At 61.7% G+C, this 22,661-nt stretch carries 18 protein-coding genes; 8 read left to right on the top strand and 10 right to left on the bottom strand.

What is annotated here, in order from left to right; genetic code table 11:
• Nucleotides 1-25 precede the first annotated feature (25 nt).
• Both treS and QF039_RS11665 read right to left on the bottom strand, forming a co-directional pair.
• Nucleotides 26-2,077, bottom strand: a complete 2,052-nt coding sequence (gene treS, locus QF039_RS11660) for a maltose alpha-D-glucosyltransferase (protein WP_177029046.1) — start codon at nucleotides 2,075-2,077, stop codon at nucleotides 26-28.
• Nucleotides 2,078-2,199: 122 nt separating this feature from the next.
• Complete coding sequence (locus QF039_RS11665) at nucleotides 2,200-2,982, bottom strand: SDR family NAD(P)-dependent oxidoreductase (RefSeq protein ID WP_307518211.1); 783 nt, start codon at nucleotides 2,980-2,982, stop codon at nucleotides 2,200-2,202.
• Between the two features lie 128 nt (nucleotides 2,983-3,110).
• Here QF039_RS11665 and QF039_RS11670 point away from each other — a divergent pair, with 128 nt between their 5' ends.
• A complete protein-coding gene (locus QF039_RS11670; RefSeq protein ID WP_102369085.1) occupies nucleotides 3,111-4,259 on the top strand; it encodes an aldose epimerase family protein in 1,149 nt (382 codons plus the stop codon).
• A gap of 154 nt (nucleotides 4,260-4,413) precedes the next feature.
• On the opposite strand, the gene QF039_RS11675 is transcribed toward QF039_RS11670, so the two are convergent.
• Genes QF039_RS11675 through QF039_RS11695 form a run of 5 tightly spaced genes read right to left on the bottom strand, consistent with a single transcriptional unit; the run spans nucleotide 4,414 to nucleotide 10,310 of the window.
• On the bottom strand, nucleotides 4,414-5,418 hold the full coding sequence (locus tag QF039_RS11675; RefSeq protein ID WP_003217769.1) for a substrate-binding domain-containing protein: 1,005 nt from the start codon (nucleotides 5,416-5,418) through the stop codon (nucleotides 4,414-4,416).
• Nucleotides 5,419-5,466: 48 nt separating this feature from the next.
• Nucleotides 5,467-6,342 carry an SMP-30/gluconolactonase/LRE family protein gene (locus tag QF039_RS11680; RefSeq protein ID WP_307518214.1) on the bottom strand — a complete coding sequence of 292 codons (876 nt, stop codon included), beginning with the start codon at nucleotides 6,340-6,342 and terminating at the stop codon, nucleotides 5,467-5,469.
• 39 nt (nucleotides 6,343-6,381) lie between these two features.
• Nucleotides 6,382-7,962 (bottom strand): aldehyde dehydrogenase (NADP(+)), encoded by a 1,581-nt coding sequence (locus tag QF039_RS11685; RefSeq protein ID WP_307518216.1) that lies wholly within the window; start codon nucleotides 7,960-7,962, stop codon nucleotides 6,382-6,384.
• An 11-nt stretch (nucleotides 7,963-7,973) separates the two neighbouring features.
• Nucleotides 7,974-8,966, bottom strand: a complete 993-nt coding sequence (gene araD1 / locus QF039_RS11690; RefSeq protein ID WP_307518218.1) for an AraD1 family protein — start codon at nucleotides 8,964-8,966, stop codon at nucleotides 7,974-7,976.
• 21 nt (nucleotides 8,967-8,987) lie between these two features.
• Complete coding sequence (locus tag QF039_RS11695; protein ID WP_087693837.1) at nucleotides 8,988-10,310, bottom strand: MFS transporter; 1,323 nt, start codon at nucleotides 10,308-10,310, stop codon at nucleotides 8,988-8,990.
• A gap of 192 nt (nucleotides 10,311-10,502) precedes the next feature.
• On the opposite strand from QF039_RS11695, the gene QF039_RS11700 reads away from it, so the two are divergent.
• From QF039_RS11700 to QF039_RS11710, 3 genes are read left to right on the top strand one after another with little or no spacing between them, the layout of a single operon-like run.
• Nucleotides 10,503-12,239 carry an IlvD/Edd family dehydratase gene (locus tag QF039_RS11700; RefSeq protein WP_307518222.1) on the top strand — a complete coding sequence of 579 codons (1,737 nt, stop codon included), beginning with the start codon at nucleotides 10,503-10,505 and terminating at the stop codon, nucleotides 12,237-12,239.
• A gap of 56 nt (nucleotides 12,240-12,295) precedes the next feature.
• On the top strand, nucleotides 12,296-13,018 hold the full coding sequence (locus QF039_RS11705) for a FadR/GntR family transcriptional regulator (RefSeq protein ID WP_003217775.1): 723 nt from the start codon (nucleotides 12,296-12,298) through the stop codon (nucleotides 13,016-13,018).
• Nucleotides 13,019-13,052: 34 nt separating this feature from the next.
• On the top strand, nucleotides 13,053-13,958 hold the full coding sequence (locus tag QF039_RS11710) for a LysR family transcriptional regulator (RefSeq protein WP_177021084.1): 906 nt from the start codon (nucleotides 13,053-13,055) through the stop codon (nucleotides 13,956-13,958).
• On the opposite strand, the gene QF039_RS11715 is transcribed toward QF039_RS11710, so the two are convergent.
• Nucleotides 13,951-14,892, bottom strand: a complete 942-nt coding sequence (locus QF039_RS11715) for a cupin (RefSeq protein WP_307518226.1) — start codon at nucleotides 14,890-14,892, stop codon at nucleotides 13,951-13,953. The genes QF039_RS11710 and QF039_RS11715 overlap by 8 nt on opposite strands.
• 544 nt (nucleotides 14,893-15,436) lie before the next feature.
• Here QF039_RS11715 and QF039_RS11720 point away from each other — a divergent pair.
• Complete coding sequence (locus QF039_RS11720; protein ID WP_010170818.1) at nucleotides 15,437-15,817, top strand: RidA family protein; 381 nt, start codon at nucleotides 15,437-15,439, stop codon at nucleotides 15,815-15,817.
• Nucleotides 15,818-16,053: 236 nt separating this feature from the next.
• Complete coding sequence (locus QF039_RS11725; protein ID WP_307518228.1) at nucleotides 16,054-18,042, top strand: U32 family peptidase; 1,989 nt, start codon at nucleotides 16,054-16,056, stop codon at nucleotides 18,040-18,042.
• A 19-nt stretch (nucleotides 18,043-18,061) separates the two neighbouring features.
• Here the strand turns inward: QF039_RS11725 and QF039_RS11730 are convergent, their stop codons facing one another.
• Nucleotides 18,062-18,961: a DMT family transporter gene (locus QF039_RS11730; protein ID WP_307518230.1), complete on the bottom strand. Its 900-nt coding sequence runs from the start codon at nucleotides 18,959-18,961 to the stop codon at nucleotides 18,062-18,064.
• 130 nt (nucleotides 18,962-19,091) lie between these two features.
• On the opposite strand from QF039_RS11730, the gene QF039_RS11735 reads away from it, so the two are divergent.
• Both QF039_RS11735 and QF039_RS11740 read left to right on the top strand, forming a co-directional pair.
• Nucleotides 19,092-19,535, top strand: coding sequence for an Lrp/AsnC family transcriptional regulator (locus QF039_RS11735; RefSeq protein WP_003217805.1), 444 nt, complete (start codon nucleotides 19,092-19,094; stop codon nucleotides 19,533-19,535).
• Nucleotides 19,536-19,631: 96 nt separating this feature from the next.
• Nucleotides 19,632-20,486 (top strand): NmrA family NAD(P)-binding protein, encoded by an 855-nt coding sequence (locus QF039_RS11740; protein WP_307518233.1) that lies wholly within the window; start codon nucleotides 19,632-19,634, stop codon nucleotides 20,484-20,486.
• A gap of 698 nt (nucleotides 20,487-21,184) precedes the next feature.
• Here QF039_RS11740 and xylB read toward each other — a convergent pair.
• On the bottom strand, nucleotides 21,185-22,660 hold the full coding sequence (xylB, locus tag QF039_RS11745) for a xylulokinase (protein WP_307518235.1): 1,476 nt from the start codon (nucleotides 22,658-22,660) through the stop codon (nucleotides 21,185-21,187).
• Nucleotide 22,661 lies beyond the last annotated feature (1 nt).

Consider the following 22,661-nt stretch of genomic DNA (forward strand, 5'->3'; position numbering starts at 1 on the left):
CGAGCTGGCTCGCTCCTACAGTGGATCAGATCACTACCCGCAGCGCCAAGCCTTCATACGCATCCAGGGTGATGGTGAAATCACCCTCGGGCGTCAGATCGCCCTCCACCCGCTCATTGATGATGTCCACCACCGGGCCCGGCGCGATATTGGGCAAGTGCAGGGTTTCCGTAATCGGCGTCGAGCCGAAGTTCAGCGCCGTGATCTGGGTACCTTTGCCCGCCGGCAGCTCGTGCACCATGATCAACAGCCCCGGGTGCTGCACATCCGGCACCAGGATCTGGCGGCTGGCGGCGATGTCGTAGGCTCGGCGCACCGCGAGGATTCTTTGCAGTTGCGAGGCAAACGAATCCGGGTCGGCCAACTGGCTGATCAGGCTGCCATACAAGGTTTTCGGGCGCGGCATCTGCCCGGCGGATTGCTCCGCATCCGGATTCAGGTCCACCAGGTCATAGGCGCCGCGATGGATCCAGCGTGTGTCGCCATCCAGCATCAAGTGGGCCACCTCCTGCGCCGGCAACGGCAATGCGCCCACCAGGTCCCAGCCGGACAGTGCAAACACCCCCGGTTGCATCGCGTTGTACATCACCAGCAGCAGGTGAATCTGGCGGATCTGCTGGATATCCGCCGGGGTAATCGCCTCAAGGTCGCGAATGCCCAGCGCCGCCGTAATGATGCTGGCGGTGGTGCAGGACACGCCGTTGGTCACGAACTTCAGGTTATACGGCGCGTGTTCGCCAGCCAGGCGTTCGTACATCTGCTCGCGGATATGCTCGCGCAGGATGCCGCCGGGAAAGGTCTGCCCCTGATAGAGGTAGGTGTCATGGGCGTGCAACGTCCAGAAGTGCACCAGTTCCAGGGTCAGCTCGTCATGGTTCTGCAAGGCGTGGATCAGCGAGCCGGGGTCGATGCCCAGGGTGTGCATCTCCCGCAGCATCAGGCGCAGGAATTCGGTGTCGCCCATCAATAACGCGTGCTGGTAAGCCGGGCGCGTGATGAAGTCGTAGGACAGGTCTGCGCCGCCGTGGGACATGGCGGCGATGTCGTCCACCGTCAGGTTCAGTTCCTGGAAGCTGAAACCGCCCGCCTTGCGAATCGCGCCGCCCAGGATCTGGTTGCCGGTGATGGACAGCGGATGGCTTTCAGACCAGGCGTTACCTTCCAGTTTTCGTTCCACACCGAGGAAACCGTTGGCATCCAGGCGCAGGATTTTCGCCCCCATCACGTCGATGGCGTGCAGGGCGTCGCCGATGATCATCTGCTGCGCGGCGAAGGTCGGGTCCAGCCAGTTCAGCGACGGCTGCCCTTCCTTGAAGTAATGCAGGTACACCCAGCGGCGGGGCTTGCCGTCCACGCCGATGACCACATCGGTCGCGCTCCAGTCGGTTTCCTTGACCCCGGGTTCGAAGAAGATCACCCGTTGCAACTGGCCGACGATGTAGTGCTTGTCCCTGAGTACGTCGACCTGCTGTGGGCTGAGGTTCTGCGCATCGCGGCCCTCGCTGATGTCGGGCAGCAGCGGCCAGTCTTCTTCGCGGATCTCCACCATGTGGTAGAGCCCGGGATAGTCTTCGTAGGCCATCTCGGCCAGGCGGAAGTCCGCGCCCTTGCCGGTGTGGGACGGGATCACATCGTCGATGATCACTGCGTTGTGCGCGGCGGCCATGCGGGCCAGCGCCTGAAGCTGGGCTTCGGTGCCCAGTTGCGGGTCGATGTCGAAGCTGATGCGGTCAAAATTGCCGTCAATGGTGGGGGTGTGCTCGGTGCCGGATAGACCGCCCGAGCGTTTCAATGGGCCGTTGTGAATGCCCTGGATGCCGATTTTTGACAGCGCGTGCCATAAAGTCTCATCCCCCAGGGCTTCGAGTACGCTGCCGTTTTCACGGGTGACGATGGACGCCGGATAGGCCGTGAACCACACCGATGCCAGGGCTGAAGCATCACGGGGCCGGGTATGGGCATACGGCTGTTGCCACAACCGGCCTTGCCCCGAGTAGAGCCTGGCGCGCTGCTTGGCGGCATGCAGCATTGATTGTTCCACCAGCCAGGCCACATGTTTCTTATCGGCGTCCGTCATAAATCAATCACCTGCACCCATGAAGTAGTCGGTTGCGGTGGCTGCATATGAACCACCGTTCGTTACTGTATGAGGCCCCGGGCGGCGATTCGTTGCATCCGGGATGGCGACCCTTCCCCGGCCTAGACCCATCCACCGTCCACAATGAAGTTCTGTGCGGTACACATCGCCGATACATCAGAGGCCAGGAACAGCGCCATATTGGCGATATGTTCCGGCTCCACACTGCCCGGCAGGCACTGGCTGCGGGCGATCAACTCCCGGGCCGCGTCATCCACCCACATCGCCAGTTGTTTCTCGGTCATCACCCAGCCCGGCACCAGCGTATTGACCCTGATACGGCTGGGCCCAAGCTCCCGCGCCAGGGCCCGGGTCATGCCGTGGGCGGCGGCTTTGCTGGCGGCGTATACCGGGTAGCCGCTGGAAGCCATCATCCAGCCGATGGAACCCAGGTTGATGATCGACCCGCCGCCTGCCGCCTTCATCATCGGCACCACGGCCCGGGCCGCGAAAAACCCGTGCTTCAGGTTGACCGAAATCAGTTGGTCGAACCGCTCCGAGTCGATTTCATCCAGGGTGTGCCGAACGTCATTGGCGGCATTATTCACCAGCACGTCGATCGGTCCAAGGCTCTGCGCCAGGCACGCTATCGCGGCCTTGTACGCGATCTCGTCGGTGATATCGCAATGGGCGAATTCGACGGCATAGCCCTCGGCCGACAATATCGCCGCCAATCGGTCGCCCTGCCCTTGCGCCCGGTCCACGAAGGCTACCTTGGCCCCCTGGCGTGCGAAGGCACGCACCATGGCCTCGCCTATCCCGGAAGCACCGCCGGAGATCAGCACGGTTTTATCCCGCAGGTCCGGGTACATCGCCTGCGCGCCGGGCTGTTTTTCAGTGTTCATGGGGCAGTCACTCCGCTGTATTTAGTCTTATTTTATATTGCATGTTTTGCGATGTTGGCTATAAATCAGCCCTGCAGCCGAATAAATAGTAGAACTATTTAATTAACAACAATAAAGGTAGCTCAGTCATGCGGCAATCCCGATTCCTGCTTACCGGCCTTGGCCTCTCCCTGGCGGTGGCCAGCCTGGGCGCTCAGGCGGCTGGCTTGTCCAGCGAACACAAACCCTTCGGTAAAACCAATGACGGCACCGCCGTCGAGCAGTATGTATTGCGTAACAGTCATGGCGTACAAGCCACGGTCATCACCTATGGCGCGGTCTTGCAGTCGCTGAAAGTACCCGACAAACACGGCCAGTTCGCCGACGTGGTGCTGGGCTTCGATGACGTCCAGGGCTACCAGGCCGGTACTGCGTTCTTCGGCGCGACCATCGGCCGTTTTGGCAACCGCCTGGACAAGGGCAGCTTTGAACTGGACGGCAAACGCTATCAAGTGCCCCTCAACGACGGGCCGAACTCGCTGCACGGCGGCCCGCAAGGTTTCGACAAGCATGTGTGGAAAGCCCAGCCGGTCAAGCAGGACGATTCGGTGGGCGTGACCCTGAGCTACCTGTCAAAGGACGGCGAGATGGGTTTCCCCGGCAACCTGAAAGTCGATGTCACCTATAGCCTCAACGACAAGAACGAACTGCACATCGACTACAAGGCCACCACCGACAAACCCACGGTGCTCAACCTCACCAACCACAGTTACTTCAACCTCGCCGGCGCCGGCAGCGGTGATGTGCTCAAGCAGGTCGCCACCCTGCATGCCAGCCATTACACCCCGGTCAACAGCACCCTGATTCCCACCGGCGAACTGGCCCCGGTCGCCGGTACGCCGATGGACTTTCTCAAGCCCACTGCCATCGGCCAGCACATCAAGGACGATCATCCCCAGCTGAAATTCGCCGAACCTAAACAAGGTGGCTTTGACTTCAACTGGGTGCTGGATGCCAAGGGTGATATCGGCAAACTGGCCGCCGACGTTCGTGACCCGCAGTCCGGCCGCCGCTTGCAGCTGTATACCAGCGAGCCTGGCGTGCAGTTCTATACCGGCAACTTCCTCGACGGGACGATCAAGGGCAAGGGTGGCAAGCCTTACGCCCACTGGAGTGCGTTCACCCTGGAAACCCAGCATTTTCCCGACGGCCCCAACCAGCCGAGCTTCCCCTCTACCCGTCTCGATCCTGGCCAGACCTACACGCAGAATACCGTGCTGAAATTCTCTGCCGACTAAACCTTTGGGAGCTGTCGAGCTTTGGCGAGGCTGCGATGACGTCGGCACTATCAATATCCAAGGTGCCTGACCCACCGCTATCGCAGCCTCGCCAAAGCTCGACAGATCCCACAGTACCGGCGTTAGCAGGGCTGCCGGGAAACGTCAGCGGCCATCAGTTCCACAAACCGATCTTTTCCAGCTCCTGTTTGAAGTTCTCGCGGGTGATCAGCGTCACCTCATCCATGGCCGTGTACTTCGGCGGCTCCTTACCCGTAGTGACCCACTCGAACATCATGCTCGCGGTGTTGTAGCCCTCGATGTGCGGGCTGGGCAGCATCGAGCCGAAGAAGCCGCTGTTGGCTTTCTTCAATTCGCCAATGGCATCGGTGCCGTTGATGCCGATGCCGATGACATTCGCCGCCGCAAACCCGGCGCTTTCGGTGGCGCGCACGCCGCCAAGCACGGTGTTGTCATTCATGCCGCCGATGATCAGGTTTTTCGCGCCGCCGGGCAGCTTGACCAGCGCCGAGTTGGTGGCGTCCATGCTGCCGGGGACGTCGAGGGTCTTGAGGGCTGCGTATAGGATGTGGTCATCCGGAATGCCCGCGGCCTTCAGGGATTTGACCGAGCCATCAGTGCGCTTTTTACCGGTATCGAGTTCGTTGTAGGTGTTGATCACCGCATAGGTGTCCTTCCAATCCCAGCCACGTTTTTTCGCTTCAGTGGCCATGGCACTGCCCTGCTTCTCGCCCACTTCAAACGCGGCCATGCCCAGGTAAGGCACGTCTTCCATGAAGTTGCCCTTGGCATCCACAAAACGGTCATCCACGGCGATCACTTTCAAGCCGTTGGCTTTGGCCTTGGCCATGATCGCCGGGCCGAGGGACACGTCCGGCGGGCAAATCACAAAACCCTTGGCACCGTTGGCCGCCAGGCTGTCGATGGCCGAGAGGGTTTTTTCGCCGTCGGGCACGGCGATCTTGATCACCTCGAAGCCCTTGTCCTTGCCGGCCTTTTCGGCGAAGGCCCATTCGGTCTGGAACCAGGGCTCTTCCGCCTGCTTGACCAGAAAGCCGATCTTCACCGGCTCGGCCGCCAGCAACAGGCTGCTCAGGCCGACGGCGGACACCGCCACAGCGGCGCAGCACAGGGAACGGATACCACGACGACGATTCATAGGGTGACTCCTTGTTGTTGTTTTTGAATGCGTTAAACAGCCTGTTGGTTATCCTGCAAAGCGGTGGCAGATTTTCCCCGGCACATCGACCTCGATCGCCAGCACCGCACCGTCCAGCGGGTGATCCAGCGGGCTGGCGGCACTGGTGATGTACAAGGTCTTGAGGTCGGGGCCTGCGAACACGCAACTGGTGGGACGGCTGACCGGCAATTCGATGACCCGGTCAACTTCACCGTCCGGCGTCAGCCGCAGCAGGCAACTGCCGTCCCAGCGGGCGTTCCAGATATAGCCTTCGGCGTCCATGGCCGAACCGTCCGGGCCACCCCGGGAGTGAGGCCCGAACCAGACCTGCGCGGGTGCGAGCTGGCCCTGTTCATTAATCGGATATTGATAGAGCGTGCCGTCCAGGCTGTCGCCGAAATGCACGTGGGTGGCGGTGTCGTTCCACAGCAAGGTGTTGGGAATCCCCAGGCCTTGCAGCAACGGCGTGACCTGCCCGTCGGCCTCGACCCGGAACAGGCCGCCGGAACGTCGCAGCACCGGCAAGTCTTCACCGTGCTCGCCGATGTTGTTCTGCATGGTGCCCAGCCACAGCCGGCCCTGGGCGTCGCAGCGGGCTTCGTTGGCACGGTTGCCCGGTTGCGGATCGGCGACGCAAAGCAAGGTCAGGCGTGGATCGCTCGGCGTCGAATCGAGGTCCAGGCGATACACGCCGCTGCTCAGGGTCACCAGTGCATCGCCGCTGGCGCACGGGATAAACGCCGAGACCGGCTCAGGCAATTGCCAGGTGTGCAATTGCCCGCCCTGCAGGCGCAAGGCCTGCTGGCCGATGATGTCCACCCAATACAAGGCCTGGCCCGGTACATCCCAGAACGGCCCTTCGCCCAGCCGAGCCCGGTGCGGTGTGACTGCGGTCCACGACATGAAACCTCCTGCTTTCTTGTTGTTTTCAGGTGGTACCGGTTACAGCGCGTCGCGCGACGGCTGCCCATCTACCAGACGCTGAATGCGCAACGGGTTGGCATTCTTCAGCGCGTCGGGTAGCAGGCTATCAGGGTAATTCTGAAAGCACACAGGTCGCAGGAAACGCTCGATCGCCAGGGTGCCCACGGAAGTGCCACGGGCATCCGAAGTTGCCGGATACGGCCCGCCGTGGACCATCGCATCACACACCTCGACGCCCGTGGGGTAGCCGTTGAGCAGGATGCGGCCAACCTTTTGCTCCAGCAGCGACGTCAACTCGCCGAACTGGGTGAAATCCGCCGGCTCGCCGATGATCGTCGCGGTCAATTGGCCGTGCAGGCCGTGCAACGCCGCAGCGAGTTGGGCCTGGTCGGCGACTTCCACGAACACCGTGGTGGGGCCGAACACTTCCTCCTGCAGCACTTCATCGCCGTTGATCAGCAGGCTGGCGTCCGCTTTGAACAGCTGTGGCTGCGCCTGATTGCCGGTTTGCGTCTGGCCCGCCAGGTGCTCGATGCCAGGATGGGCCAGCAGCGTGTGCAGGCCTTTGCCGTAGCTGTTCAAGGTGCCGGCATTGAGCATGGTTTGCGCGGGCTGGCCGCCGATCAGTTGGGCGACCTGTTGGGTGAAGCCTGTGAACGCTGGCGAGGCAATCCCGATCACCAGGCCCGGGTTCGTGCAGAACTGGCCGCACCCCTGCACCACCGAGGCGACCAGGTCGCGGGCGATGGTGTCTGCCCGGGTTTGCAGGGCCTTGGGCAAGACGATCACCGGGTTGATGCTGGACATCTCGGCGAACACCGGGATCGGTTGCGGGCGTGCCGCCGCCATATCGCACAAGGCCCGGCCGCCCTTGAGCGAGCCGGTGAAACCCACGGCCTGGATCGCCGGGTGCTTGACCAGCGCTTCCCCCACACCGCCGCCGAAGATCATGTTGAACACGCCGCCGGGCATACCTGTGCGCTCGGCCGCCCGCATGATCGCATCGGCGACCCGCTCGGCGGTGGCCATGTGGCCGCTGTGGGCCTTGAACACCACCGGGCAACCGGCCGCCAGCGCGGCGGCGGTGTCGCCACCGGCAGTGGAAAAGGCCAGGGGGAAATTGCTCGCCCCAAACACCGCGACCGGCCCCAGGCCGATGCGGTATTGGCGCAGATCCGGGCGCGGCAAGGGCTGACGATCCGGCAGCGCCTGGTCGATCCGCGCGCCGTAGAAATCACCGCGCCGCAGTACCTTGGCGAACAACCGCATCTGGCCGCTGGTACGACCGCGCTCACCCTGGATACGCCCGGCGGGCAACGCCGTTTCGCGGCAGACCAGGGCGACAAAGTCATCGCCCAGGGCGTCCAGTTCATCGGCTATCGCCTCCAGGAACGACGCACGATGCTGCGCGCTCAGGCTGCGATAGGCCGGGTAAGCCTGAGCGGCGGCGTTCGCCGCGGCGTCGACCTCCTGCGCGGTGGCCTGGTAGAAATCAAAGGGCAATGCCTCGCCACTGGTGGCGTCGATGCTCTGCAGGGTGATGCTGCCGGCAGCGCTGCGCTGGCCGCCGATGTAGTTATGGCCACAAATCCGGGTCATGCCTGTCTCCTTCAAAGGGTGCCTATGCCGCCAGGTGCCACGCCGCTGTTGGCCACGGCAATGCCGTTGATCAATGGCGCGCCGAATTCGGCCTGGCTGATTTCAAACACATCGCCTGGCCGGGTACGAATGCCGTCCGCAAACGACAAGGTGGCGGTGCCGAAGAAATGGATATGCACGTCACCTGGGCGCAGGAACTGGGTGTATTTGAAATGGTGGTATTCAAGGTTTTCGAGGCTGTGGCACATGTTGGCTTCGCCACTGAGGAATTCGTGCTGCCACAACACCTCGCCATTGCGCACGATACGGCTGGTGCCCGCCAGGTGCCGGGGCAGTTCACCCAGGCGCAACTCGGGACCATAGCTGCAACTGCGCAGTTTGGAGTGGGCCAGGTACAGGTAATTCTTGCGCTCCATCACGTGGTCGGAAAACTCGTTGCCCACCGCGTAGCCCAGGCGATACGGCTTGCCGTCGTGACCAATCACATACAGCCCGGCGATTTCCGGCTCTTCGCCGGCGTCTTCGGCAAACGCCGGCCACGGGAATGGCTGGCCCGGACGCACCACGATGCTGCCGTCGCCCTTGTAGAACCATTCCGGCTGCACACCGGCCTGGCCAGCAGCCGGTTTGCCGCCCTCCACGCCCCATTTGAAGATGCGCATGCTGTCGGTCATCGCGCTTTCGTCACTGGCGTTCTGGTGCATCTTGTCCCGCGCCGACGCACTGCCCAGGTGGGTCAGGCCGGTACCGCTGACCAGCGTGTGGGCCGGGTCCGGGTGATCCAGCGGTGGCAAGATCTTCTGCGCGGCCAGCAGTTTTGCGTAGTCGTGGCTCTCGGCCAGGCCGAGGTGGTCTATGTGCTGTTGCAAGGTGACGCCAGCCTCGATGGCGGCGAGTGCCAGGTCGCGTACCGTGCGGGCGGCCCGCACCTCGCGTACCTGATCGCCGTCGACCACGCCCACTCGGCGTTCGCCGTTGTTCAATTCAAACTGCACTAACCCCATGAGTGTTCTCCTGATTGCCAATTAAGTACGCGTGGCGCCACGGGCGCTGGCGGCGAACTGGTCGGGCGGCAGCACGTGCCTGCGCTCCAGCAACCGATAGACCACCCCGGTCAACACCACCCCGAACAGCATCACGCACGCCAGGAAGTACAAGCCCGACGCAAGGTTGCCGGTGTACTCCTTGAGGGCGCCGATCACGAACGGCCCGATGTAGCCGCCGAGGTTGCCCACCGAGTTGATCAAGGCGATGCCCGCCGCTGCACTCGCGCCGGCAAAGAAACGTCCCGGCAAGGTCCAGAACACCGCCGTGCAAGAAAACAGCGCAAACGCCACCAGGCACAGCGCTGCCAGTTGCCACAGCGGCACTGTCAGCCAGGCGCTGAGGAACAGGCCGATGGCGCCCAACACGTAGAGCACGGCGAGATGACCGTAGCGATCATTCAGGCGATCGGAACTGCGCGGGACGATCAGCAAACCGATGATCCCGAAGATGTAGGGCACTGCCGACACAAACCCGGTGGTCAGGTCGCTGCCGCCAAACTGCTTGATCAAGGTCGGCAGCCACAGGCCCAGCCCATAAATGCTCAAGGTCACCGGCAAGTAGAACAGCGCCAGCAGCAGCACGCGTTTGTCCTTCAGCGCATGCAGCGGGTTGCCGTGCCGGGTCTGGCCGTAGGCTTGCAGGTCTTTGGCCAGCTCGCCGGTGAGCCAGGCCTTCTCCGCCTGGTCCATCCATTTCACCTGTTGCGGCCCATCCGGCAGGTAGCGCAGCACCGGCCAGGTCAGCAGGATCGCCGGGGTGCCGATGACGATGAACAACCACTGCCAGCCGTGCAGGCCGAGTATCCCGTCCATGCCGAGCAAGCCGCCCGCCACGGGGCCGGTGATCATCATCGCGATGGGTTGGGACAGGATGAACAGCCCGAGGATCTTGCCGCGGTGCCTTACCGGGAACCATTGGGTGATGTAGTAGAGGACACCCGGGAAGAACCCGGCTTCGGCGGCGCCCAGCAGAAAGCGCATCACATAGAAACTGTGGGGGCCCTGGACGAATGCCATGCCGATGGTAATCGCGCCCCAGGTCACCATGATTCGTGCGAACCAGCGCCGCGCGCCGAAACGGTCGAGCATCAGGTTGCTGGGGATTTCCAGCAGGAAGTAGCCAATAAAGAACAGCCCTGCTCCCAGCCCATACGCCGCATCTCCGATGCCGACATCCGCGCCCATGTGCAATTTGGCGAAGCCCACGGCCGAGCGATCCACGTAGGCAATCAGGTACAGCAAGATCAGGAAGGGAATCAGTTTCAGCGTGATGCGACGTATCAGCCGCTGTTCCTGGCTCATGTGAGCGGTCTCCGATTGTTATTTTTATAGAGCGTTTCGGGTTGCCTCTCGCGGAAAACCGCCAGGGCCAGGCCTCGTTGAATCGGACTATATAGTAATACTATTTAATCAACAACACTTCCAAACACCCGAATTTACGCCTATGTTAAGCCGAGAATGGATCAATATAGTCTTACAATAAGAGAGTCAGCCATGTCCGAGAAAAAGCCCGTCCTGCGCTCCGCCAGCTGGTTTGGTACCGCCGATAAAAACGGCTTCATGTACCGCAGCTGGATGAAAAACCAGGGGATTGCCGATCATCAGTTCCACGGCAAACCGATCATCGGGATCTGCAATACCTGGTCGGAGCTGACGCCCTGCAACGCGCACTTCCGCCAGATTGCCGAGCATGTGAAACGCGGCGTGATCGAAGCCGGTGGCTTTCCGGTGGAATTTCCGGTGTTCTCCAACGGCGAATCGAACCTGCGCCCCACCGCGATGCTCACCCGTAACCTGGCCAGCATGGACGTGGAGGAAGCCATTCGCGGCAACCCCATCGACGGCGTGGTGCTGCTGACCGGCTGTGACAAGACCACCCCGGCGCTGCTGATGGGCGCCGCCAGTTGCGACGTGCCGGCGATCGTCGTCACCGGCGGGCCGATGCTCAACGGCAAGCACAAGGGCCAGGACATCGGCTCGGGCACCGTGGTGTGGCAGCTCAGCGAACAGGTCAAGGCGGGCACCATTACCCTCGACGATTTCCTCGCGGCCGAAGGCGGCATGTCCCGCTCGGCGGGCACCTGCAACACCATGGGCACCGCCTCGACCATGGCCTGCATGGCCGAAGCACTCGGCACTTCCCTGCCCCACAACGCGGCGATTCCGGCGGTGGATGCGCGGCGTTATGTACTGGCGCACATGTCCGGCATGCGTGCGGTGGAGATGGTGCGTGAAGACCTGAAGCTGTCGAAGATCCTGACCAAGGAGGCTTTCGAAAACGCGATTCGTGTGAACGCAGCCATCGGCGGCTCGACCAACGCCGTGATTCACCTGAAAGCCATCGCCGGGCGCATCGGCGTCGAGCTCGACCTGGACGACTGGACCCGCATGGGCCGTGGCATGCCGACCATCGTCGACCTGCAGCCGTCCGGGCGCTTCCTGATGGAGGAGTTCTACTACGCTGGCGGCCTGCCGGCGGTGCTGCGCCGCCTCGGTGAGGCCAACCTGATCCCGCACCCGAATGCCTTGACCGTCAACGGCAAGTCCCTCGGCGAAAACACACGGGAAGCGCCGATCTACGGCCAGGACGAAGTGATCCGCACCCTCGACAACCCGATCCGCGCCGACGGCGGCATTTGTGTGCTGCGGGGCAACCTCGCGCCACTGGGTGCAGTCCTCAAGCCCTCGGCTGCCAGTCCCGAGCTGATGCAGCATCGCGGGCGTGCCGTGGTGTTCGAGAACTTCGACATGTACAAGGCACGGATCAACGACCCGGAACTGGACGTGGATGCCAACTCGATCCTGGTGATGAAAAACTGCGGGCCCAAGGGTTATCCGGGCATGGCGGAAGTCGGCAACATGGGCTTGCCGGCCAAACTGCTGGCCCAGGGCGTGACCGACATGGTGCGGATTTCCGATGCGCGCATGAGCGGCACGGCCTACGGCACCGTGGTGTTGCACGTGGCGCCGGAAGCGGCGGCCGGCGGCCCGTTGGCCGCGGTCAAGGAAAGCGACTGGATCGAACTCGATTGCGCCAATGGCCGCCTGCACCTGGACATCCCGGACGCCGAACTGGCGGCCCGCATGGCCGACCTTGCGCCGCCCGAGCAACTGATTGTCGGGGGTTACCGGCAGCTGTACATCGACCACGTATTACAGGCAGACCAGGGCTGCGACTTCGACTTCCTGGTGGGCTGCCGTGGCGCCGAAGTGCCGCGTCATTCCCACTAATTGGGACGGGAGCAATGCTATGATGCCGCGTATTTCGCCAGAGTAGCCTCCCTGTTATGGATCAGCAGCCGACCAAGCCGCGCAAGAGCATGCACGCCCAAATCGTTCAGGACTTGGGCATGCACATCGTTTCCGGGCGCTTCAAGCCGGAAGAACGGTTGCCCATGGAGGCCACCTTGTGCGAGGAGTACAAGGTCAGCCGCTCGGTATTGCGTGAGGCGACCCGGGTGCTCAGCGCCAAGGGCCTGGTGATTTCCAAGCCCAAGGTCGGCGCCGTGGTGCGCCCACGGGTGCAGTGGCACTTGCTGGACCCGGACGTGCTGACCTGGCTGATGCAGTCGACACCCCACAGCGAGTTTTTCAACACCCTGGCCGGTGTGCGCCGGATCCTCGAGCCGGAAATCGCCGCGATGGCCGCGACCACCGCGACCGACGCCGACATCGCCACCATCGAAAAAGCCTACCTCGGCATGGAAACCGCCAATACCCACGAAACGTTGCTGCAGGCCGACCTGGACTTCCACCGGGCGATTGCCGATGCGACCCGCAACGACTTGCTGGCCTACATGTGCAACATGCTGTCGCTGCCACTTCGCGAGTCCATCAACATCACCAACCGCCGCCCCGACATCCAGGGCCTCAGCCTGCCCCGGCACAAGGCGATTCTCACGGCGATCAAGAACCGTGACGCCCTCGGCGCGCGGCATGCCTCCCTGGTGCAACTGGACGATACCCGGGTGGCGCTGGACACCGTGATGAACGTGCTGACGCCGCTGTAGCGCCAGGCAACTCACCGTCAAGTCGAGGCCGCCCTTGGATTACTTCGCTGCGTTAACCGCCTTTGTCGAAGCCGCCGAGGGCAATAACTTCTCCCGTGCCGCCGACCGGCTTGGCATCAAGGCTTCCACGGTTTCACGCTACGTGAAGGACCTTGAACAGGACCTCGGCATCGCCTTGTTCAACCGCTCTACCCGTACGCTGCACCTGACCGAGGGTGGCCAGACATTCCTGACGCACGCACGCCGGGTACTGGATGAACTCGAACAAGCCAAGGCCGCCACCTCCGCACTGAACGAACAACCACGGGGCGTGCTCAAGCTCAACCTGCCGCCCGCCTTTGCCCGCCACCATATCCTTCCCACCTTGAATGCCTTCCTGGCCCGCTACCCGCAGATCAAGCTGGAACTGGTGCTGGACGACAGCCACGTCAACCTGATTCATGCCGGCGCGGACCTGGCGATCCGAATTGGCACCCTGGCGGATTCCACGTTGAAGGCACGCAAGATCTGCGATGAGCGCTACCGGCTGGTGGCCAGCCCGGCGTTTTGCCGGGAGTATCCGGCGCCGGTCAACCCTGCCGACCTGGCTGCCATGCCGGCGATTCTGGGGGCGGCTGACAGCGCATTTGCCAACGGGCGTGAGGTGTCACCGCTGGTGCATAAAGACAGCATCCGGATCAACGACCTGGACGCACAATTGATCGCCGCACAACAGGGCCTGGGATTTGCCTTGCTGCCCGACTGGCTGGTAGCCAAACCCATTGAAACCGGCGAGTTGCTGGTGTGGTTGCCTGAGTGGGATATCCGCATCGCAGGCCGTGAATCGGCGGTGTGGTTCGTCTATCCACCCAAGCGCATCGTGTCGTCCAAAGTGCGGTGTTTCATCGACTTTATCGTCGAGCAACTGGGCGAAACACCGCACTGGAAACGTCTCAACTGAAGCGGATATCCAGCGACCGCAGATAGGTTTGCAGCCCGGCGTCCTGGATCGGAATCAGGAAGGCTTCCGTATCGGACTCGTTGAAGTGAGCATGCCAGTAGCCTGGCGGGGTGACGAACGCCAGGCCCGGCGACCAGTCGACCCGCACCGGGTTGCGGATCTGCCCATCGGCGTACAGTTCGGTGCCCACCAGCGAATAGCAGCCCTTGGGGCAATCAATGATGAAATCCAGCGCAATCGACTGGTGTCGGTGGGGCTTCTGAATCGACCCCGGCGGCAGGATGCCGTACATCGCCCACAGCACATGGGTCACGGTGCGAGTCTGCGGGAAGTTGCGATTGCCCAGCAGGATGCTGATACGGCTACGGTCCTGGGCGCGGGGATCATCGGCCGCTTCCCGCAGTTTTGCGTTGGCCAGCTCCGCGGGATACAGCGTCGGTACGAAGCGATCGGCACTGCGGGTCACGCCCAGGTAACGCAACAGCGGCTCATCGTGGACGTAATACAGGCGCGCATCCTCTGATGCACTGAACAGCGCTTGCTGCAGGCCTGGCAGCGCGATGAAGCAGCCCTTGGTCCAGTCGATGCGGTGCTCGCCCTGGACCACGCTGCCCTGCCCGGCGATGACATAAAACACCTGTGAAGTGGCGTTGGGGTGCAGTTCCAGCGTATCGCCGGCGTTCAGGCGAATGAAGTTCGCACACAGCCCCGGACCGGTGGCCGGACCTTCGCAACCCAAGGCATCGCTGAGGTCCAGCGGCACTACCCGAGAGGGCCCACTGTCGTACAGCGAGGCCGGGAAGCTGTGATAGGGAATGCGCGTGATCAGGTTGGCGCTGATGGGATTGGCGGCCTTGCTGTATTCAAAGTATTCGGCATCGAGCAGGTGCTGCGGTTGGGTATCGGCCACGTCAGGCTTGAATTCGCTATTCATTATGATCACCTCAATCTACGACTGGATTTCGCATGCCCCGTGGGGCGCTGCGGCGGTGAAAGAACTATAGGCATTCAGCGGCGGTGGATTAATCCCTCATCTTGCACAGCAGTTGTGCGAAATGGGGCAGGCACAAGCCTCTCTTGGTGTACTGATAGTTTGATTCAACCAACTATCAAAGTGCCACTTTATAAATAAGTTAAATATATATACATCAGCGCCCATAAAAAATCCGCCGCAGAAACTGCGGCGGCAAACCAAAGGATGTTGTCGAAGCAGAGCGGCTAAGACAGGGTTAAAACTACAGCAGCGTGCGCGTATGCACAGTGAATTTTAATTAATCGAGTTTAACCAGTCGTGCACCTGCGCATGCAACTATTGGCAATTAAACTATCCACGAAAACAACAGGCTAGTTAAACAAACACGGTTGATCGTGGACTTTCGTTTTACCTTGCTGCTTCGCCGAAAAGGCCCGGGTTTGCCCCGGGCCTTTTTTTCGGGGACCATATCGGCCTTCTTTCTGATGTCACCCAAGGGAATCCCATGGCCAACCACGACCTCGCCTTCACCCCCGATCTCGACCCGGACTCCATCTCCTCCGACGTCATCGGTTTCAACGGCATCCTCGTCTCCACGCAAATCCCTACCCGCGCCGACGGCAGCCTGGAGCTTGGCGACATCACCCTGCAAAGCGAATGCACCCTGCAAGCCCTCAAGGTGGCCCTGGAACGTGCCGGCAGTTCGATTGACCGGGTCATGCACCTGACCATCTACCTGACCGACATGGCCGACCGCGCCGCTTTCAATGAAGTCTACAAGCGCTACTTCGCCAAGCCTTGGCCGGTGCGTGCGGCGGTTGGCGTGGCAGCCCTGGCCGTGGAAGGCATGCGGGTTGAAGTCACGGCGATGGCGGCCAAGGCCTGAGTCAAACGCTCTATAAACCAACGATGATCAAATGTGGGAGCTGTCGAGCCCCAGCGAGGCTGCGATGGGATCGCCGCGGTGTCACTGATACACCGCGGTGTCTGCATCGCGGGCAAGCCCGGCTCCCACAGTTGAGTGCATTCCAGTTTGGGAGCACACGCAGGGCTTGATAGATGTCGATAGCGCATTTCGCAGCTACAATGCCCGCCTCCGTGACAAGCCTGACTAAAAAAACTATGTCCTTGCCCAAGCATCACCTGGAATTGCTCAGCCCTGCGCGCGATGTTGCCATCGCCCGCGAGGCCATCTTGCATGGCGCCGACGCCGTGTACATCGGCGGCCCGAGTTTCGGCGCGCGCCATAACGCCTGCAACGACGTGAGCGATATCGCGCAGTTGGTGGAGTTCGCTCGGCGCTACCATGCGCGGGTGTTCACCACCATCAACACGATCCTGCACGACAACGAGCTTGAGCCGGCGCGCAAGCTGATCCACGAGCTTTACGATGCCGGCGTCGACGCGCTGATCGTCCAGGACCTGGGGGTGATGGAGCTGGATATCCCGCCCATCGAACTGCATGCCAGCACCCAGACCGACATCCGCACCCTGGGCCGGGCCAAGTTCCTCGACCAGGCCGGTTTTTCGCAGCTGGTGTTGGCCCGTGAGCTGAACCTGCAGGAAATCCGGGCGATTGCCGATGAAACCGATGCCGCCATCGAGTTCTTCATCCACGGTGCCTTGTGCGTGGCCTTCTCCGGCCAGTGCAACATCTCCCACGCCCAGAATGGCCGCAGCGCCAACCGTGGCGATTGCTCCCAGGCCTGCCGCCTGCCCTACACCCTCAAGGATGACCAGGGCCGTGTGGTTGCCTTTGAAAAGCACCTGTTGTCGATGAAAGACAACAACCAGAGCGCCAACCTGCGTGCCCTGGTGGATGCCGGCGTGCGTTCGTTCAAGATCGAAGGCCGCTACAAGGACATGGGCTATGTGAAGAACATCACCGCCTATTACCGTCAGCGCCTGGACGAGATCCTCGAAGACCGTCCGGACCTGGCCCGCGCTTCCAGCGGCCGCACCGCGCATTTCTTCCTGCCGGACCCGGAAAAGACCTTCCATCGTGGCAGCACCGACTACTTCGTCACCGACCGCAAGGTCGACATCGGCGCCTTCGACACCCCAACCTTTACCGGCCTGCCGGTGGGTGTGGTGGAAAAAGCCAGCAAGCGTGACTTGCAAGTGGTCACCCATGAGCCGCTGTCCAATGGCGACGGTCTCAATGTGCTGATCAAGCGCGAAGTGGTGGGTTTCCGCGCGAACATCGCCGAGCCAAAAGGCGAGTTCGAAGAAGACGGCGAGAAGCGCTACCGCTACCGCGTCGAGCCCAATGAGATGCCGGCCGGCTTACACCAACTGCGGCCGAATCATCCGTTGAACCGCAACCTGGACCATAACTGGCAGCAGGCGCTGCTCAAGACTTCCGCCGAGCGCCGTATTGGTGTGTCCTGGGCGGCTCGCCTGCAGGAAGACCGCCTGGAACTGACCGTCACCAGCGAAGAAGGCATCAGCGCCAGCGTTGCCCTGCCCGGCCCGTTTGGCGTGGCCAACAAGCCGGAACAGGCCCTGGAAACCCTGCGTGACCTGCTGGGCCAACTGGGCACCACCCAGTACCACGCCACTGCGATCGAGCTGGATGCGCCGCAGGCGTTCTTCATCCCGAACTCGCAGCTCAAGGCCCTGCGCCGTGAAGTGATCGAGGCGCTGACCGAGGCGCGTATCCAGGCTCATCCACGGGGCGGCCGCAAGGCGGAAACCACGCCGCCGCCGGTGTATCCGGAATCGCACCTGTCGTTCCTGGCCAACGTCTACAACCAGAAGGCCCGCGACTTCTATCACCGCCATGGTGTGCAACTGATCGACGCGGCGTACGAAGCCCACGAAGAAACCGGCGAAGTGCCGGTGATGATCACCAAGCACTGCCTGCGGTTCTCGTTCAACCTCTGCCCCAAACAGGCCAAGGGTGTGACGGGGGTGAAGACCAAGGTTGCGCCGATGCAGTTGATCCACGGCGACGAAGTACTGACGCTGAAGTTCGACTGCAAGCCTTGCGAGATGCACGTGATCGGCAAGATCAAGGGCCACATCCTCGGCCTGCCGCAACCGGGCAGCGTGGTGGGTTATATCAGCCCGGATGACCTGCTCAAGACCATCCCGCGCGGCGCACATTGAGTCGCGGGTGAGCGTCATGCTACGGCGTGACGTTCACCGCTGTTTTCGAACGCCACCACCAACCCCGCTGCAATCCTGCCGCTGCCAGCAGAATGGCCGCTACGCCCAGCCATTGCAGCCAGCCCAGCCGATGCCCAAAGGCAATCCAGTCGACGAAGATTGCTGCGATCGGGTAGACGAATGACAGCGCCCCGGTAATTGCCGTCGGCAACTTCTGGATCGCGCCGTACAGCAACACGTACATCAAGCCGGTATGCACAACGCCCAGGGTCAGCAATGCCGCCCAGGCATCCATCGATGCAGACAGGCTGTGCCACTGCATCAGCGGAGCCAGCAGCAAGGCGCCCGTGGTCACCTGGATCAACGCCATCAAATGCGGCGGCACCTCCTTCAAGCGCTTGATGATCAGCGCGGCAATCGCGTACAAAAACGCCGCACCTAGCGCCAATGCCACGCCCACCAGATAGTCATCCCCGGTATTTGACTGATCGCCATGGGCAGTGACAATCGCCAGCATTCCCACGAACGCCACGCTCAGCCAGGCGAGCTTCTGCACGGTGATTTTCTCGCCCAGGAACACTGCCGCCAGCAACACCAGCATGAACGGCTGCACGTTATACACCGCTGTACTGATGGAAATGGATGCCCTGGCGTAGGACTCGAACAGCAGCAACCAATTCCCCACGATCGCCACGCCGCTGAGCATCGCCAGCCCGAGTTTGGTGTAGTCCAGCAAGTCCAGGCGCAGATAGCCGAGCAGCCAGCACACCACCAGCAACGTCAGCGCGCCGATCACGCAGCGCCAGAACACCACTTCCACCACCGGCACTCCCGACACCAGCACGAACCAGCCGATGGTGCCGGATATGAGCATGGCGGCGACCATTTCCCATGAACCGCGACGTATGGATTTGTCCATGATTGAGCTCCTCAAGTGAGGCTCAATTATGGCAATCTGGCCTGTAGCGACTCCATATTCTAAATAAGGCGAACCTTTCATTTCGCCTATTCTTATTAGGCAAACCTGAGCAATCGCTTTCGGAGCGACCATGATTGACAGCATTGACCAGCAACTGATCGCCGCGCTGATGGACGATTCGCGCCTGTCCCTCAAGGCCTTGGCGGGTATCACCGGCCTGTCCTCCCCCAGCGTCGGCGAGCGGTTGCGACGGCTGGAAGAGCGTGGCGTGTTGAAGAACTACACCGTGGACATCGACCCCAAACATTTTGGCTATCTGCTGCAAGCCATCGTGCGCATCCGCCCACTGCCCGGGAAACTGCAGGAGGTGGAGCGCCAGATCCAGGCGATCCCCGAGTTCACCGAATGCGACAAAGTGACCGGCGATGACTGCTTCATCGCACGCCTGCATGTGCGCACCATGGACCAACTCGACACACTGCTGGATAAGCTCAACGCTTACGCCGAAACCAACACCGCCATCGTCAAGAAAACCCCGGTAAAACGCCGATTGCCACCACTGAGTGATTCATGATTCTGAGTCACTGATGCAGTGACGGGATCGCTATTCTGTCAATCCAGGGCGGTGTTTATGCTTGATCCACACATTGGAACAACAGGCGTAAACACCATGTATGTCATCACCGGAATCACAGGCAAAGTCGGCGGCGCCCTCGCGCGCTTTCTCCTCAACGATCGTCAACCCGTGCGCGCAGTCATTCGCGATGCCGGCAAAGGCGCCGTATGGGCCGCCCTTGGTTGCGAGGTCGCCATCGCCAATATGGACGACGCTGCGGCCCTCACTGAAGCATTCAAGGGTGCCACCGGCGTGTTCATCCTGCCGCCTTCGGATTTCGACCCGGAGCCGGGTTTTCCCGAGGCGCGCAAGGTGATTGCCGCCGTCGCTCAGGCCATTGAAGCGGCGGCCCCGCAGAAAGTTGTTTGCCTGTCGACCATTGGCGCCCAGGCCGAGCACCTGAATCTGCTGACCCAACGCACCTTGATGGAACAGGCGCTGAGCGCGTTGAACGTGCCGGTGACCTTTTTGCGTCCGGGCTGGTTTATGGAGAACTCGGCCTATGACGTGCTGGCCGCCCGCGAGCACGGGGTGATCCACAGCTTCCTGCAACCGCTGGATAAGACCGTACCGATGATCGCCACCGCCGACGTCGGCCGCCTCGCTGCGCAATTGTTGCAGCAACACTGGAGCGGGCGTCGGGTAGTTGAGCTGGAAGGCCAATGGGTCAGCCCGAACGACATCGCTCGCACGTTGACCGAAGTGCTTGGTCGTGGTGTGACAGCACAGGTGGTGCCTCGCGATGCGTGGGAGCCGATGTTTCGTGAGCAAGGCGCGCAGAATCCAATGCCGCGCATGCGCATGATTGATGGGTTTAACGAAGGTTGGATCTGCTTTGAGCAGGCGGACGTGGTCAAGGGTGAGACCACATTGCTCAAGGTGCTGCGGGAGTTGGCTGCAAAAACCTGATGCCATGCCTGCAAGCCAGCTCAGTGATTGGGTACATATCCGTTATTTGGGTAACGGCGGCGTATGGTTTCGCTCTTACAGCGAGTCACTTTGCAAAAGCGGCAAAGTCCACCAAACGGCATTGCTCCGCGGGCCGCCGCTCCGCAATACCTGCGTTCGGCCTCGGGCTTATTGGGGCAGTCAGATCAAAATCAAAAGCAAAGACCAGAGCGAAAACAGATCTGCTTTTCTGTGGGAGCGGGCTTGCTCGCGAAAAACCTGAGAGCGCCGCGTTCATTCAGAATGCCCGCGTCATCGTTAACGACCTTCGCGAGCAAGCCCGCTCCCACATTTGGCCCGTGCCCGCTTTAGCTTCTGATTTTGCTCTTCAACACTCAAGCCGGCCGGTAGGCCGCTGTGCTCTTGATCTGCTTTTGATCTTGATCTTGGGCGCCCCGTTAAACCACGCTGGCCGAACGCAGGCTTTGGAGCGTGGGTAACCTGGCAGGACGCCAGGTTAGCCGTCCTGGGCCAGGGATGGCCCATGACGGCGGCCCACGGTCCAAAGCCGGAGTGAGGGCACACCGAGCCTAAGCGAGGTGCCGAGTGGTGGGGCAAGAGCGTTTTGCTTACTTTTGCGCTGTTCAAAAGTGAGCCGCTGTAAGAGCGGAACCAATAGCAGCCGTTACCCAAATAACGGATATACACCCAAAACTTCCCTAATCGTGCAAAGCCTTAGCCGCCCCCAACAACCCCCGAAACTTCAAATAACGTGCCTGCAAAACAGCCTGTTGAGCGCCGTCCGGGAAAAACCGTTGCTTCACCGGCATCCCCGCCTGCAACAGCGCCGCGCCCTGCCCACTCGACAGGAACCCCAACTTCGCTGCACCAATACACGCCCCCAACTCACTGCCATGCAACGTATAAATCTCCCGCCCAAGAATATTGGCCAACAACTGCGCCCAATACTCACTGCGCGCCCCACCACCCACCAACGCACAAGCCCCCACCGTGGCCCCGGCCGACTGCACTGCATTCAATGCATCCAGCAACCCGAACCCGACGCCCTCCATCACCGCATACCCCAGCATGGCCGGCGTGCAGTCATGCCCCAGGCTCATGAAACCACCCCGCAACAACGGGTCGTTATGGGGCGTACGCTCCCCCGCCAAATACGGCAAAAACAACGGATTGGAAACCGGCACGCCCTGCCCGATCGGCAACTCGGCCTGCACCCGATTCAGCAACGCCTGCTCATCAACCGACCCCGTCAACCGCGTCACCCACCGCAAGCAACTGGCCCCGGCCAACATCGCCCCCATGGTGTACCAACGCCCAGGCAACGCATGACAAAAACTATGCACCGCACTCGCCGGATTCCCCGCCGAGTGATCAGTAATCGCCACGATGGCCGCACTCGTACCGAGGGTGATAAACGCATCACCCGCATTCACCGCCCCTATGCCCACCGCCGCCACCGGGTTGTCCCCGCCACCGCCGGCAATCACCAGGCCCTCGGCCAAGCCCAGTCGCCCCGCCGCAGCCGCATTCAAACAAGCACTGGCCGCGCCACCTTCTACCAGCCGTGGCATCTGCGCCAACCGCAAACCCGTGGCCTGCAGCATCGGTTCAAACCATTCGCGGTTGGCCACATCCAGCCACAACGTCCCCGCACCATCGGACACATCACTCACGCGCTCACCACTCAAGCGCAGGCGCAGGTAGTCCTTGGGCGACAGCACGCAATCAATGGCGCTGAATACCGCCGGTTCATGCTCCTGCAACCACAGCAGCTTGGGCGCCGTGAGACCGGCCATCGGCAAGCTGCCGGTGACGTCGGCAAACTCACTGCCCAAGGCTTCAGCCTGGGCCATGGCACGGGAGTCATCCCAGAGAATCGCCGGGTACAACACCCGGTCGTCTTGCCCCAGCAACACCGCCCCGTGCATCTGCCCGGACAACCCGATGCAGCCGACACGGCCGTAGGCATCCGGCTGATCAGTGCGCAGTTGGTCCAGGGCCTTCAGGCATGCTTGCCACCAATCCTCAGGCGCCTGCTCGGACCAGCCTGCGTGCGGGCGCGAGACCGTCAGCCGCGCGCCCGCATGGGCGAGGACGTTGCCTTGCTCGTCCATCAGGATCGCCTTGAGTTCCGAAGTGCCGAGATCAATGCCAAGGGAAACCGCGTTGTTCATA

It is taken from the genome of Pseudomonas sp. W2I6, assembly GCF_030815935.1.
In the GTDB taxonomy this organism is placed as follows: domain Bacteria; phylum Pseudomonadota; class Gammaproteobacteria; order Pseudomonadales; family Pseudomonadaceae; genus Aquipseudomonas.

Excerpts from the sequence above, each read along its gene's own strand:
- araD1 (WP_307518218.1), bottom strand. The coding sequence starts at position 8,966 with ATGGGGTTAGTGCAGTTTGAATTGAACAACGGCGAACGCCGAGTGGGC.
- QF039_RS11735 (WP_003217805.1), top strand. The coding sequence starts at position 19,092 with ATGATTGACAGCATTGACCAGCAACTGATCGCCGCGCTGATGGACGAT.
- xylB (WP_307518235.1), bottom strand. The coding sequence starts at position 22,660 with ATGAACAACGCGGTTTCCCTTGGCATTGATCTCGGCACTTCGGAACTC.
- QF039_RS11715 (WP_307518226.1), bottom strand. The coding sequence starts at position 14,892 with ATGAATAGCGAATTCAAGCCTGACGTGGCCGATACCCAACCGCAGCAC.
- QF039_RS11700 (WP_307518222.1), top strand. The coding sequence starts at position 10,503 with ATGTCCGAGAAAAAGCCCGTCCTGCGCTCCGCCAGCTGGTTTGGTACC.
- QF039_RS11725 (WP_307518228.1), top strand. The coding sequence starts at position 16,054 with ATGTCCTTGCCCAAGCATCACCTGGAATTGCTCAGCCCTGCGCGCGAT.
- QF039_RS11670 (WP_102369085.1), top strand. The coding sequence starts at position 3,111 with ATGCGGCAATCCCGATTCCTGCTTACCGGCCTTGGCCTCTCCCTGGCG.
- QF039_RS11730 (WP_307518230.1), bottom strand. The coding sequence starts at position 18,961 with ATGGACAAATCCATACGTCGCGGTTCATGGGAAATGGTCGCCGCCATG.
- QF039_RS11680 (WP_307518214.1), bottom strand. The coding sequence starts at position 6,342 with ATGTCGTGGACCGCAGTCACACCGCACCGGGCTCGGCTGGGCGAAGGG.
- QF039_RS11740 (WP_307518233.1), top strand. The coding sequence starts at position 19,632 with ATGTATGTCATCACCGGAATCACAGGCAAAGTCGGCGGCGCCCTCGCG.
- QF039_RS11705 (WP_003217775.1), top strand. The coding sequence starts at position 12,296 with ATGGATCAGCAGCCGACCAAGCCGCGCAAGAGCATGCACGCCCAAATC.
- QF039_RS11685 (WP_307518216.1), bottom strand. The coding sequence starts at position 7,962 with ATGACCCGGATTTGTGGCCATAACTACATCGGCGGCCAGCGCAGCGCT.
- QF039_RS11720 (WP_010170818.1), top strand. The coding sequence starts at position 15,437 with ATGGCCAACCACGACCTCGCCTTCACCCCCGATCTCGACCCGGACTCC.
- QF039_RS11665 (WP_307518211.1), bottom strand. The coding sequence starts at position 2,982 with ATGAACACTGAAAAACAGCCCGGCGCGCAGGCGATGTACCCGGACCTG.
- QF039_RS11675 (WP_003217769.1), bottom strand. The coding sequence starts at position 5,418 with ATGAATCGTCGTCGTGGTATCCGTTCCCTGTGCTGCGCCGCTGTGGCG.
- treS (WP_177029046.1), bottom strand. The coding sequence starts at position 2,077 with ATGACGGACGCCGATAAGAAACATGTGGCCTGGCTGGTGGAACAATCA.
- QF039_RS11695 (WP_087693837.1), bottom strand. The coding sequence starts at position 10,310 with ATGAGCCAGGAACAGCGGCTGATACGTCGCATCACGCTGAAACTGATT.